General features: G+C 73.7%; 8 protein-coding genes and 1 pseudogene. 2 read left to right on the plus strand and 7 right to left on the minus strand.

Annotated elements, in window-relative coordinates; translation table 11 throughout:
- Positions 1 to 411: 411 nt before the first annotated feature.
- Positions 412 to 1554: pseudogene (locus ACLQ3B_RS01910) on the minus strand (protein kinase domain-containing protein); the annotation flags it as partial.
- A 145-nt stretch (positions 1555 to 1699) separates the two neighbouring features.
- Here ACLQ3B_RS01910 and ACLQ3B_RS01915 point away from each other — a divergent pair.
- Both ACLQ3B_RS01915 and ACLQ3B_RS01920 read left to right on the plus strand, forming a co-directional pair.
- Positions 1700 to 1900 carry a hypothetical protein gene (locus ACLQ3B_RS01915; protein ID WP_030337978.1) on the plus strand — a complete coding sequence of 67 codons (201 nt, stop codon included), beginning with the start codon at positions 1700 to 1702 and terminating at the stop codon, positions 1898 to 1900.
- A complete protein-coding gene (locus ACLQ3B_RS01920; protein WP_425776778.1) occupies positions 1900 to 2697 on the plus strand; it encodes a site-2 protease family protein in 798 nt (265 codons plus the stop codon). Before ACLQ3B_RS01915 ends, ACLQ3B_RS01920 begins: the two co-directional genes overlap by 1 nt.
- A 68-nt stretch (positions 2698 to 2765) precedes the next feature.
- Here ACLQ3B_RS01920 and ACLQ3B_RS01925 read toward each other — a convergent pair whose 3' ends face one another.
- The 6 genes from ACLQ3B_RS01925 to nadA form a co-directional block, all read right to left on the minus strand.
- Positions 2766 to 3764, minus strand: coding sequence for an aldo/keto reductase family protein (locus tag ACLQ3B_RS01925; protein ID WP_425776780.1), 999 nt, complete (start codon positions 3762 to 3764; stop codon positions 2766 to 2768).
- 44 nt (positions 3765 to 3808) lie between these two features.
- Positions 3809 to 9049 (minus strand): WG repeat-containing protein, encoded by a 5241-nt coding sequence (locus tag ACLQ3B_RS01930; RefSeq protein WP_425776781.1) that lies wholly within the window; start codon positions 9047 to 9049, stop codon positions 3809 to 3811.
- A 383-nt stretch (positions 9050 to 9432) separates the two neighbouring features.
- Positions 9433 to 9993, minus strand: coding sequence for a helix-turn-helix domain-containing protein (locus ACLQ3B_RS01935; protein ID WP_425776783.1), 561 nt, complete (start codon positions 9991 to 9993; stop codon positions 9433 to 9435).
- A gap of 175 nt (positions 9994 to 10168) precedes the next feature.
- Positions 10169 to 10762: a DUF3043 domain-containing protein gene (locus ACLQ3B_RS01940; RefSeq protein WP_425776784.1), complete on the minus strand. Its 594-nt coding sequence runs from the start codon at positions 10760 to 10762 to the stop codon at positions 10169 to 10171.
- A 115-nt stretch (positions 10763 to 10877) separates the two neighbouring features.
- On the minus strand, positions 10878 to 12245 hold the full coding sequence (murA, locus tag ACLQ3B_RS01945; protein ID WP_247669761.1) for a UDP-N-acetylglucosamine 1-carboxyvinyltransferase: 1368 nt from the start codon (positions 12243 to 12245) through the stop codon (positions 10878 to 10880).
- Positions 12246 to 12445: 200 nt separating this feature from the next.
- Positions 12446 to 13645, minus strand: coding sequence for a quinolinate synthase NadA (gene nadA / locus ACLQ3B_RS01950; protein ID WP_425776786.1), 1200 nt, complete (start codon positions 13643 to 13645; stop codon positions 12446 to 12448).
- Between the last annotated feature and the right edge of the window lie 23 nt (positions 13646 to 13668).

The raw sequence follows: 13668 nt of genomic DNA on the forward strand, positions 1-13668 counted from the left end.
GTACGGGTTGGGCCGGCTCGACGGGGTGCGGCCGGGAGTCGGTCGGCTGCTGGCCGTACCGGTAGGTGTGCTGCCCGGCGTCGTGGTGCGCGGGTCCGGGGTGGCGGTCGGCGCGTCGGTCCCTCCGGCGGAGCCGGTCGGCGCGGCGGACGCGGTGCGGCTGGCGCCCGGGGTGCCGCTGGGCGTGGGTTCCGAGGTGCTCGCGCCTCCGTCGTCGAGCGCGCCGCCGTCCGGGGCCGCCGCCGATTCGCCGGCCAGCGCGGGCGGACGGCCCGTCCCACCCGGCTCTCCGTCGGGCCGCAGCGCCGCCACGGCCACGGCGATCAGCGCCACGAGAGCGACCGCACCGACCCCGATCAGCAGTTGCCGGCGTCGGCCGGACGGCCCCTTCCGGAGCATTTCCTCCCGGGTGGAGCCTGGCCCGGTCACCGGCGAGGCCGCGAAGCCCGCCGGCGTGGGCACAGCGGCGGCCCCGATCGGCGCGGGTGGCCCGGTCGGCCTCGGCCCGACCGAGGGCGTCGGTGCGGGCATCGGCGTCGGCCCGGCCGAGGGTGTCGGCCCGGCCAACGGCGTCGGTGTCGGTGCGGGCGTCGGCGTCGGCCCGGCCAACGGCGTCGGCGCGGGGGTCGGTGCGGCCGGGGTGACCGGAAGGGCCGAGGGCGTTCCGGGAGTGGGTACGGCCAGCGCCCACGGTGGGCGGGCGGAGACCGGGATGCTCGCCAGGGTCGCGTCACGGGCATCGGCGGCGGCAGCGGCCAACTCGGCGGCACTGCCGAACCGGTCCTCCGGACGCTTGGCCAGCGCGCGGGCCACCACGGCCGCGACCGCCGGTGGAGTGTCCGCCGGCAGCGCCGCCGGTTCGTCCTGGGCGTGCCGGAGCGCCACCGCGAGGGGGTTGTCGCCGTGGAAGGGCGGCTGCCCGGCGAGGCAGAAGTACGCCACCGCGCCGAGCGCGTAGATGTCGGTGGCGGCCGAGACCGGCTGCCCGGTGGCCTGCTCGGGGGACATGTACGAGGCGGTGCCGAGCACCATGTTCGCGGCGGTGAGCCCGGCCATGTTGCGGGACCGGGCGATGCCGAAGTCGACGAGCACCACCCTGCCGTCGGCCTTGACCAGCAGGTTGCCCGGCTTCACGTCCCGGTGCACGATGCCGGCGAGGTGGGCGGTGTGCAGCGCGTCCGCGGCCTGCGCCAGCACCGACATGGTGGTGGCCGGGTCCAGCCGCCGCACCGTGCGTACCCGGGCGGACAACGGCTCGCCCTCGACGTACTCCATCACCAGGTAGTCGACCCGGCTGCCGTCGTCGAGCGCGGCCTGCCCCACGTCATGCACCGGTACGACGCCGGGGTGCCGCAGCGCGGCCAGCATCCGCGCCTCGGCCCGGAACCGGGCGGTGAACTCCGGGTCGGCGACCAGCGACGGCAGCAGCACCTTCACGGCGACCTCGCGTTCCAGCAGCACGTCCGTGCCGCGCCAGACCGCGCCCATCCCACCCGTCGCCACCCGCTCGCCCAACCGGTACCGGTCGCCGAGCAGCACTCCCCGTGTCAGCACCGAGCCACCGTACCGGCCGGTGTCGATCGGATTGATCCACCCCGTGGGTCCCCGCCGGGGCGAGCGAGCGGCCGTTACGCGCCGGGCCGACTACGCTGGCGAGGGTTCGTCCCACGGGGACTTCAGCGGCGAGGGGAGACGCGGCATGGCGTGGAGCTGGCGGTACGAGGGCACGGACGGCCAGACGGTCGAGGGACCGGCGGAGTCGTTCGGCAGCCAGGCCGACGCCGAATCCTGGATCGGTCAGACCTGGCGGGAGCTCGCGGCGTCCGGCGTCACCTCGGTCGCGCTCGTGGAGGACGACCGGGTGGAGTACCGGATGAGCCTGCTGCCCACGGCCGAGTGATGGCCTACGACCGCCCGGGCGGCGACCGGCTGGTCCTCGGCGTGCCCAGGGCGGCGTTCCGGCCCAGCCCGGTCTTCCTCGGCCTGGTCGCCCTCTTCGCGGTCAGCGGGGTGCTGACCTGGAACGGGTACGGCAACGTCCGGTTCAACGTGTTCCTCTTCGTGGTGTCCGGCTGGCTGGTGTCGCTCTGCCTGCACGAGTACGCCCACGCGGTGGTGGCCTACCGGGCCGGCGACCGGGACATCGCGCATCGCGGCTACCTGACGCTCAACCCGTTGAAGTACACCCACCCGCTGCTGTCGATCGTGCTGCCGGTGGTGGTGGTGCTGCTCGGCGGCATCGGCCTGCCGGGTGGGGCGGTCTGGGTGGACCGGCACGCCATCCCGGGCCGACTGCGGCACACCCTGGTCAGTCTCGCCGGCCCGGCGACAAACGTGCTGTTCACGCTGGTGTTGGTGGCGGCGGTGCGGCTCGGCACCCAGTCGGGTGGGCCGGTGGAGTTCTGGGCCGGGGTGGCGCTGCTCGCCTTCCTCCAGCTCACCGCCAGTGTGCTGAACCTGCTGCCGGTGCCCGGCCTGGACGGCGGCAACATGATTCAGCCGTGGCTCAACCCGCAGTGGCGCAAGATGTACGACCTGTTCGCGCCGTACGGCTTCATTCTGCTCTTCGCGCTGCTGTGGAACCCGCGCATCGGCGGCTGGTTCTTCGACGCGGTCTTCGCGGTCGGCGACCTGCTCGGTCTGCCCTCCTGGCTCTACGCCACCGGCCTGGAGCTGATCCGCTTCTGGCAGGGCTGAGCGGGCCCTGGCTGACCTGACCGGTCCGGTCGACGCGAAACCTCCGCGCCGACCGGACCGGAACGGCGTCAGGGACGCTGCGCGGGGGACTCGGTCTTCGTCGGGTCCCGTTCGACGATCGGCTCGACGATGTCGTCGATCGCCTTGAGCAGGTCGGCGTCGAGCTTCACCCCGGCGGCCTTCACGTTGTCGTGCACCTGCTCGGGGCGGGACGCGCCGATGATCGCCGACGAGACGTTCGGGTTCTGCAGCACCCACGCCACGGCGAGCTGGGCCATGCTGAGCCCGGCCTGCTCGGCGAGGGGCTTCAGCTGCTGGACCCGGGTCAGCACGTCGTCGTTCATGAACCGGGAGATGAAGCCCGCGCCCGACTTCTCGTCGGTGGCACGGGAACCGGCCGGCGGCGGCTGGCCCGGCAGGTACTTGCCGGAGAGCACGCCCTGCGCCATCGGCGACCAGACGATCTGCCCGATGCCCAGCTCCTCGCTGGCCGGCACGACCTCGGTCTCGATGACCCGCCAGAGCAGCGAGTACTGCGGCTGGTTGGACACCAGCGGGATGTGCAGCTCCCGGGCGAGCGGGTGGGCGGCACGCAGCTCGGCGGCGCTCCACTCGGAGACACCGATGTAGTGCGCCTTGCCGGAGTGGACGACGTCGGCGAACGCCTCCATCGTCTCCTCCAGCGGCGTGCTGTAGTCGTACCGGTGGGCCTGGTAGAGGTCCACGTAGTCGGTGCGCAGTCGGCGCAGCGAGCCGTTGATCGACTCCATGATGTGCTTGCGGGACAGGCCACGGTCGTTGCGACCGGGTCCGGTCGGCCAGTAGACCTTGGTGAAGATCTCCAGGCCCTCACGGCGCTCGTTCTGCAACGCCCGGCCGAGGACGTCCTCGGCCCGGGTGCCGGCGTACACGTCGGCGGTGTCGAAGGTGGTGATCCCCGCGTCGAGAGCGGCCCGGACGCAGGCGAACGCCGCGTCCTCCTCGACCTGCGAACCGTGGGTGATCCAGTTGCCGTACGAGATCTCGCTGACCATCAGGCCGGAACGGCCCAGGTGTCGGAATTCCATGTACCGACCCTAGCTCCAGTGGATCACCGATGGCGACCGGCGACTCAGAGCACCGGGTTGGCGTCGGTGAGTAGCCGGTCGATCTCCTCCAGCACCTCGGCGCGATCACGGTGCACCGGGTCGATGAGGGGCACTCCGCGCCGGTCCAGCGCGCCCCACCGCCCGTTGCCGCTCTCGACCAGGAACGCCACCGGGTGGATGACCAGCACCGGGTGCGCCGGTGGGACCAGCACCGTGCCGGTGCGGTCCACCACACCCCGCCGACCCGCCACGTCGACCACGGCGAGCCCCTCGTCGGTGAAACCGTCGACCTGCCTGCCGTCGGCCAACTCGGTGACGAAGCCGTGGTAGCGGGTGGGCACGACGATCCGCCCGGTCCGGTCGACCGCCCCCCACCCCTCGCGCCGCACCGCGGCCAGCCCACGCCGGAACGGTCGTACCTCGGCGAAGTTGGGGGCGACCTGCACCGCGCCGGTCGCGTCGATCGCTGTCCACCCGTTCTCGCCGACCACCCAGGCCAGGCCGTCGCTGAACGGACGCGCGGCCCGGAAGGACGGCGGGATCACCGTCGTACCGAGCAGGTTGATCAACGACCAGCGGTCGGTGTCCGGCCGGCGGACCCAGGCCAGCCCGTCGTGGAAGGGCTGTGCCTCCGCGTACCGGGCGGGGATGACCACGTCACCGTCGTGGCTGGTGTAACCCCACAGCGATCCGTCCCGGTCCGGCACCGGGGGCCGGTCCCGGTCGAGCACCTCGTCCCGACCCCGGCGGTACGGCCCGAAGCCATCCGCCTCGGCCCGGACGGTGACCGCGTCGAGGGCCACCCGGACCCGGTCCAGCAGTTCGGCGTCGGCAGCGCCGCGCAGGTCGAGCGCCTTCTCGAAGTGCTCACAGGCCTCCGTGAGCCGCCCCTGGTCGTAACACGACCGCCCGGCGTGCTCGTGCAGTGCGGCCCGCAACCGGTCGGGCAACTCGATCGAGTTGGCCTGGGCGAAGAGCTGATCCGCCTCGGGAAAGTCGCCGCGCCAGCGCAGCACGTGGGCCAGCCGGGCCTGGGCCAGCGCGGTCCGGCGCAGTTCGCCGGTGGCCTCGGCGTAGGTCAGGGCGAGCCGACCGTCGGCCAGCGCGTCATCCAGGTCGCCGAGAATCCGCGAGGCCACCGCCCGCAGGCTGAGCAGCCGGGCCCGGGCGCGGTTGTCGACCGCCGAGCCCAACTTCTCGGTCAGCCGTCGCCGGATCGCCCGCAGGTCGTCCGGCTCCGTCAGCTCCTCGCGCAGGGTGACGGGATCCAACCGCCAGCGGTACGCGGCCAACACCTGCTCCGGGTCGCCCGGGTCGGCCAGCGACGGGCGGGTCACCACCGGCGGTGCGTCGTCCGGTGGCGCGGACACCGGCGCGTTCTCCCCGTCCGAACCGCCCCTCGGGCCGGGTACGGCCGAGGCGGGTGGCCCGGACGCCGACTCCGCCGACGCCGGCGGCGCCGAGACGGGCGCCGCCTCGGGTGCCGGCGGTGCGGAGACGGGCGCAGCCTCGGGCGTCGGCATTGCGGAGACGGGGTCTACGTCGGGCGGTGGGGTCGAGGCTGGGGGCGCGGAGATGGGCGCCGCGGAGAGGGGCGCTGCGGCGGGCGGCGCGGAGATCGGTGCGGCGGCGGGCGGCGCGGAGATCGGTGCGGCGGCGGGCGGCGCGGAGATCGGTGCGGCGGCGGGCGGCGCGGAGATCGGTGCTGCGGAGTACGGCTGGGCCGGCACGGGTGGTGCGGACACGGGCGCTGCGGAGTACGGCTGGGCTGGCGCGGTCGACGCTGGTGGTGCGGAGACGGGCGCGGTCGACGCCGGTGGCGCGGACACGGGCGCGCTCGACGCTGGTGGCGCGGAGACGGGCGCGGTGGAGAGGGGCGGCGCGGAGACGGGCGCTGCGGGGGGCGCTGGTGGCGCGGAGGTGGGCGCTGTGGCGAACGCAGGCGGTGCGGAGACGGGTGTGGCGGGCGGGGCCGATACCGGCGGCGCCGGGGGAGCGGAAACCGGCGTGACCGAGGCGGTCGGTGCCGAGACCGGCGGTGCGGAGACCGGCGGTGCGGAGACCGGCGGTGCGGAGACCGGCGGTGCCGAGACGGGCGGGTGCGTGTCGTCCGCAGATGTCACGGACAGTGCAGCGTCGACCGACCACTCGTCGGCTCGCGAGCCATCCGTCGGGCTCGTGCGCGGACCGTCGGTCTCGTCTGTCGGCTCGTTGTGGGGCGCGAACTCGTCCGTCGGGTCGTACGCGACCGGCTCGGCGTCCTCGTCGGGAGACGCGGTGGAGGGCCGATGGTCTGCCTCGGCCCCCTGCTGGGGAATCGCGACGACAGGTGCGCCGGAGACGGGCTGGGTACCGTCGAGCGCTCCGGTGTCGAAAGCCGGCCGCGGGTCGTCGTCCAGCTCGTCCGTCCAGCGCAGGGGAGCACCGGAGACCGGATGGGCGGGCGGCGCGGAGACCGGAGCGAAGGCGTCGTCAGGCGTCGACCCGCTGGCGTGCTCGTCGGCCACGTCGAGCTGGGTGTCCGCCGTCGACGGTTCCGTGTCCGGTGCGGCCGGTGCCGTGGAGAGGTCGGGGTCGCCGGCCGTCGACTCATCATCGGCCGGGTCGAACGACTGCTGATCCGTCGCCGGTTCGTCCCGGTCGGATTCGGCGGGCTGAGCGGGGCTGAACCACGCTGCCGGCCCGCGGGCGCCGGGGACGTCGTCCGGCTCGCGAACGGGCGTCACCGGCTCTTCCGAGGGCGGCGGCGGTACGTAGCGGCGCGGCGTACCGGGGGCCAGCGGAAGCGCTGGCGCGACGTCCTGCACCGGCGGCCGTGCGACGACAGGAGCCGGGGCCGCAGGAGCCGGGGCTGCGGGGGTCGGGGCTGCGGGGGTCGGGGCTGCGGGGGTCAGGGCTGCGGGGGTCGGGGCTGCGGGGGGCGGGGCCGCGGGAGTCGAATCGGCCGGCGTCGGAGCGGGGCGGGTTGCCCGTGACTCCGGCGCTTGCCAGGTGGGCGGTGGGGCGACCGACGGCCGTGCGTCCGCCGTCGGGGCCGCGCGCTCCGACGAGTACGGACGCTCCGGCGAGTACGGACGCTCCGGCGAGTACGGGCGCTGCGGCGTGGCCGGGCGCTGCGGCGTGGCTGGCCGATCGGCGGAGTGCGAGCGGTCCGGGGAGTGCGGCCGATCGGCGGAGTGCGAGCGGTCCGGGGAGACCGGGCGGCGGTCGGTCGGTGGGGTGCCGGCCAGCGAATCATCGACCCGACGGCGATCCGGGCTCGTCTCCTCGCCGCGCCGCTGGTCCACCGGGCGGTCCCCGGTGCCCGGGCCGGGGTAACGCGGCGGCGGGGTGTGGCGCGCCCCGGACGTCGCTGACGGTTCGGCCAGCGGCCGGCGTCCCGACGATGGCGGCGGATCCGACCGCTCGTCGGCCCCGGGCGGGTCCACCGGTGCCGGCAGGTACTCCAGCCGAAGGCGCGCGGCGGGTGGCCCCGAGACGGGCCGGTCGAAGACGGGAGAGACCGGGGCGGCGGACACCGGTCGGTCCCAAGCGGGGGCGGCGGGGGAGACGGGTGCTGGCGACACCGGCCGTTCCGGGGAAGCGGGGGAGACCGGGGCGGCCGACACCGGCCGATCCCATCCGGGGGAGACCGGGGCCGGCGACACCGGCCGCTCCGGGGAGACCGGCAGGGCATGGCCGGACACGGGCGGTTCCGACGCGGCCGGGCGTACCGGTCGCTCGTCGTACCGTGCCGCCGCCGGTCGCTCGTCGTACCGTGCCGCCGCCGGTCGCTCGTCGGGCCGCGCCGCCGCCGGTCGCTCGTCGGGCCGGGACGGCGTGGCCGCCGGCCGTTCGGACCGGGCGGCCGGCCGCGACGCGCTGCCCGGCTCGGCGCTGCGGTACGGCTCCGTGGTGCGGTATGGCTCCGTGGCGCGGTGCGGCTCCGTGGCGCGGTGCGGCTCCGTGGCGCGGTGCGGCTCCGTGGCGCGGTGCGGCTCCGTGGTGCGGCTCGGGTCGGGGCTGCGCTGCGGGTCGGTGCGGTGGCCCGGCTCCCGGGTGCGGTCCGGGGTGCGGTCCTGACGTACCGGACCCGGTGCTGGCCAGGGCAGGCTGCCGTCCGCCCGTTGGCCCGACTGCGGCCGGGGCTCGCGGTACGCGTCCTCACGAGGCGCGTCCTCGCGGTAACCGGTCTCGCGGTACGTGTCCGGGTGGACCTGCTCGCGGGGTCGCCGGTCCGGGTACGCCTCGGCGCGGGCCGCTGCCTCACGGGGCTGCTGCCAGTGCGCGTCGGTGTCGGGTCGACGCCGGGCGTCGTCGAGGCGGGGCTGGTCGGGCTGGTCCGGCTCGGGTCGACGCCGTCGTCCGCCGTTGGGTGACGGCGGTGCGCCGATCTCCTCGTCCGCGCGGTAGCGCGGCTCTGGGCGGCGCAGGTCGTCGGCGGCCCGGTCCGGGCCCCCGTCGGTGCGGTATCGCGGGCGGTCGTCCCCGCGGGCCCACGGGTCGGCCCGGTCGGCGATCCGGCCGTCGTGGTCGCGGGTGGGGCGGACGCCGTACCCGTCGTCGGGGTGCCGTTCGTAACCGGCGGCTGTTCGTTCCGGTGTGCCGTGCCGGCGTGGTGCGTCGTCCGGCTCGGGCACCCAGCCGGGTTCGGGCCGGGGCGCGGGGGAGACCGGCGGCGTGCCCCGGTAACCCCGATCCCGTTCGGTCGGCTCCGGCCGGGGACGGCGGCTGTCGTACCGCTCGGGGGTTGGCTGGTCCCGGTGCCAGGCGGCTTCCCGCGCGGGTCCCCGTTCGTCGGCGGGGCGTCGGTCGGACCAGGCGGTACGCCGGTCGGAGTCGGGGGAGCGGCGTTCGTCGCGGCGGGGTGGCTCGGGCAGCGGACGACGGTACGGCTCGTGGTCGTAGTGACGGGAGTCGGCGCTGTCGGGTCGGCCGTAGGCCGGCGTGTCCGCCGAGCGCTCGTCGCTGCGGAGTCGGCCGTAGGCCGGTGTCTCGCCCGGCTCGTCGTCCACCCAGGAGCGGCCCGGGGGTGCCTGGTCCTCCGGTGGTTCGTCGGACCACGACCGGCCGAGGTAGGTGCCGTCCGGGCGGGTGGGCGCGAGTGGCGGCACCTCGGCGCGGCCGGACACCGTCGCCCGACCGCGCGGTGGCGGCTGGTGCGGCATGCCGATGTCGCCGGGGTAGCGCTGGCCGGGGAACTGGGGGTGCCACTCGGTGGTCGGTTCGACCACCCAGGACGGTTCGTTCGGGTCCGGCCACCGGTCGGTGTAGCGGCCGTTCATCCGTCGAGCCCGTCGCCACACCCGGCCGCAGGGCCGATCCTCGCCGGGGGTGAGCTGTCCGCGGCCGCCGCCGGGTGACCGTTGGGCGTCCGGTCGCCGCCTGCCACGCCCCGGTGGCCGGCTCGCGTCCGCTCGCTCACGCGTTGTCACCTCGTTGCAAATTGTCGCGCTGGGGCCGCACATGCCGGTCAGGTCGCCGCTCCGGCAGGCCGTGGCTGCGGATGGAGGGTAACGGCGTGGGCTCGCTCACCGCCACTGTGGTGCCGTCCACCGGCGCAAACGTTATCCCATTGGTTTCGGACATTTGGTCCTATAAGTGAATCTGGCCTCCGACCCTACCGCACCCGGCGACCAGCCGGCGCCAGCGGGTTCGCAACGCTCGTTCAGGGATGCTCCATGATGAGGACGGCGAACGTGCCGGGGGTGAGCGCCTCGTAACGGTGCGGCGCATCCCCGGGGAACGTGGCGTAGTCACCGGGGTCGAGTTCGACAGGCGTCGCCTCGGGGCCCACCCGCAGTCGGCCGGCGGCGACCACCACATGTTCGACGCTGCGGGGAGTGTGTCCGTGGCCGGCTCGGACCGCGCCCGGTTCCAGCCTGATCAGGTAGACGTCCCGGCGCAGGTGCGCCGCGCCGGCGCTGAGCAGCGTTCCGCTGAAGTCGGCCTGCTCGGAGCGGACGTGGGGCCCGTCCCCAGCCCGGATGACCCGGACGCTGTCGTCGACGGGCTCCACCAGCCGGCTGAACGGCACGCCCAGTGCCACGCCCAGCGCCCAGATCGTCTCCACGCTCGGGTTGCCGGTGCCCGACTCCAGCTGGGAGAGGGTGGACTTGGCCACCCCCGCCCGGCGGGCCAGCTCGGTCAGCGAGATGCCGACCCGTTCCCGCTCCCGGCGCAGGGCGGCGGCGATGGTGGCCAGCGGGGCAGCCGGTTCCGAAGGCATGCCTTCGCTCCATTGGGTCGAACGTCCGGTCTGGCGAACAACGGCAACCCGTTCAGCATGATGAACCCGTGCCAGGATCCGCGCAGTTACGGCGAAACTGCTGCCTCTGAGATGGCTGAGGCAGCAGTTTCGCTGATGTTGCGCGGACCTTTAGGGTGCGGGTGCGGGGCCGGGGTCAGACCTTGTCGCCGAGCTTGACCTGGGGTGCCGGAGCGCGCATCCGCCGGAAGGTGATCGACCGCATGACCGCGTAGAGGAAGAGCGAGCCCATCCGCTGGTCGGTCTTCGGGAAACGCTCCCGGACCAGCCTGCTGATCTTGCGGCAGATCAGCACCGAGTCGACGACCACGCCCAGCGCCAGTGCGCCCCAGAGCACGTTGGAGATCAACCGGACCGGCGCCGGCATGGCCGCGTTCGACCCGATCAGCACGATCAGTGCGCCGCCGAAGAACCAGGTGCCGACGGTACGCCGGGAGTCGACCACGTTGCGGGCCAGCAGCCGCTCCGGGCCACGGTCGCGGGGGCCACCCTCACGCCGGAACTCCGACGCCGCCTCGGCGCGCAGCTGGCGGCGACGCTCCCGCTCCTCCTCCTTGGTGAGGGGGCGGGTGGGGCCGGCCGGGCGACGGCCGACGGTCGGCCGCTTGGGCGTCTCCCGACCCTTGGCCGGGGTGTAACCCCGGGAACGCTCAGCGGTCTCCTCGGGGGTCACCGAGGAGACGGCCTCGTCGACGAGGTCGGTGGACTTGCGGCGAAAGAGCGACGGCACGCGGCAAGGGTAGCCAACGTCCCGCGCCCGGTGCACATCGCGGTGCAAAGGGCGACGGCTCCAGGTCGCAGGGTGGCGAGCTGGAGCCGTCGTGGCGAACGAAGGGTGACCGAGGTTACGGACGCTCGGCGTGCGCGCCCAGGTCGGCGAGCTTCGCCTCGAAGTCCTCGTAGCCCCGGTTGATCAGGTCCACGCCGTACACCCGGGAGGTGCCCTCGGCCGCGAGCGCCGCGATCAGGTGGCTGAACCCGGCCCGCAGGTCCGGGATGACCAGGTCGGCGGCGTGCAGCTTGCTCGGCCCGGCGATCACCGCGGAGTGCTTGAAGTTGCGCCGACCGAAGCGGCACGGGGTGCCGCCGAGGCAGTCCCGGTAGACCTGGATGTTGGCGCCCATCGAGTTGAGGGCCTCGGTGTAGCCCAGCCGCTGCTCGTAGACCGTCTCGTGGACGATCGACAGACCACGGGCCTGGGTCAGCGCCACGACCAGCGGCTGCTGCCAGTCGGTCATGAAGCCGGGGTGCACGTCGGTCTCCAGCGCCACCGCGTTCAGCTCGCCACCCGGGTGCCAGAAGCGGATGCCGCCCTCCTGGCCGGGGTCGCCCAGCTTCGGCGCGCGGGCGTCGGTGACCTCGTACTCGCCGCCGACCGAGCGGAAGATGTTCAGGAAGGTCATCATGTCGGCCTGCTGCGCGCCGAGCACCTCGACGTGACCACGGGTCGCCAGGGCGGCGGCCGCCCAGCTCGCCGCCTCGATCCGGTCCGGGATCGGCCGGTGGGTGTAGCCGTGCAGCTTGGGCACACCCTGAATCTCGATCACCCGGTCGGTGTGGACCTTGATGATCGCGCCCATCTTCTGCAGGATGCAGATCAGGTCGATGATCTCCGGCTCCACCGCGGCGTTGCGCAGCTCGGTGACGCCCTCGGCCATCACGGCGGTCAGCAGCACCTGCTCGGTGGCGCCGACGCTCGGGTACGGCAGGGCGAACTTGGTGCCGTGCAGCCCGTTCGGCGCGGACAGGTGCAAACCCTCCGGCCGCTTCTCGACCGTGGCGCCGAACTCCCGGAGCGCCTGGAGGTGGAAGTCGATCGGGCGCGGGCCGATGTGGCAACCGCCCAGATCCGGGATGAACGCGTGCCCGAGGCGGTGCAGCAGCGGGCCGCAGAACAGGATCGGGATCCGGCTGGAACCGGCGTGCACGTTGATCTGGTCGGTGCTGGCGCTCTCCACGTTCGCCGGGTCGAAGACGAGCTCGCCGTCCTCGGTGCCGTCGGTGACCTTGACGCCGTGCAGGCCGAGCAGACCCCGCACCACCTCGACATCGCGGATCTTGGGCACGTCGAACAGTCGGCTCGGGCTGTCGCCGAGCAGTGCGGCGACCATCGCCTTCGATACCAGGTTCTTCGCGCCGCGCACGCGGATCCGCCCTTCGAGCGGAGTGCCTCCGTGCACAACCAGGACGTCGTCGGTCAACGCAACCTCCAGCGCGTCGGTGCTGCCGTGTTGATGGTGGGGCGCCTGAACGTCGTCGCTACCCCGGATGCGGCCATGTCGAAACGGCCCGCGTGTGTCGTCGCTTGGGCAGCATAGCCCTCGGTGACGAAAAAGGACTCGGTCACATCGGCGTGTGTGGCATTAATCGGTGATCCGGCACTTTTGCGTACCAAGAGCGCTACGGATCGTGATCAGGACACCGCCGGCGGCGGAGTGTCCGCGCCGGGCAGGGCGAGCATCTGATCCAGCGCGACCCGGGCGTGGTGCGCGGTGTCCGCGTCCACCGTGATCTGGTTGGCGACCCGGCCCGCGACCAGCTCCTCCAGGGCCCAGACGAGGTGCGGCAGATCGATCCGGTTCATCGTCGAGCAGTAGCAGACGGCCTTGTCCAGGAACATGATCTGCTTGTCCGGGTGCGCCAGCGCGAGCCGGCGGACCAGGTTCAGCTCGGTGCCGAGCGCCCACGCCGAGCCGGCCGGAGCAGCCTCGATCGTCTTGATGATGTATTCGGTGGAGCCGACGTAGTCGGAGGCCGTCACCACCTCGTGCCGGCACTCCGGGTGGACCAGGACGTTGACCCCGGGCACCCGCTCCCGTACGTCGTTGACGCTGTCAAGCGTGAACCGGCCGTGCACCGAGCAGTGCCCGCGCCACAGGATCATCTTCGCGTCGCGCAGCTGCTCCGGGGTGAGCCCGCCGCCGGGCTTGTGCGGGTCGTAGAGCACGCAGTCGTCAAGCGACAGGCCCATCTCCAGCACCGCCGTGTTACGGCCCAGGTGCTGATCCGGCAGGAAGAGCACCTTCGACCCCTGCTCGAAGGCCCAGTCCAGGGCGCGCTTGGCGTTGGACGAGGTGCAGACCACGCCGCCGTTGCGACCCACGAAACCCTTGATGTCGGCCGACGAGTTCATGTACGTCACCGGCACGGTCTCGCCGGCGATGCCCAGCTCGGTCAGCGTGTCCCACGCGGCCTCGACCTGGCCCAGGACCGCCATGTCCGCCATCGAGCAACCCGCCGCGAGGTCGGGCAGGATCACCCGCTGGGTGTCGGTGGTGAGGATGTCGGCGCTCTCGGCCATGAAGTGCACGCCGCAGAAGACGATGTACTCCGCGTCCGGACGGGCCGCGGCCTCCCGGGCGAGCTTGAACGAGTCGCCGGTCACGTCGGCGAACTGGATCACCTCGTCGCGCTGGTAGTGGTGCCCCAGCACGAAGACCCGGCTGCCCAGCTTCGCCTTCGCGGCGGTGGCGCGGGCCACCAGATCCGGATCGCTGGGCGCCGGCAGGTCGCCCGGACACTCGACGCCGCGCTCGGTGTCGGGGTCGCTGCCCCGGCCGAGCAGCAGCAGAGCCGTCGCCGTGTTGGAGGGTTCCACCCAGGTCGAAGTCACCTAGCCATGGTCCCACAGCAGGA

The organism is Micromonospora sp. DT53, from assembly GCF_049841535.1.
GTDB lineage: Bacteria > Actinomycetota > Actinomycetes > Mycobacteriales > Micromonosporaceae > Micromonospora.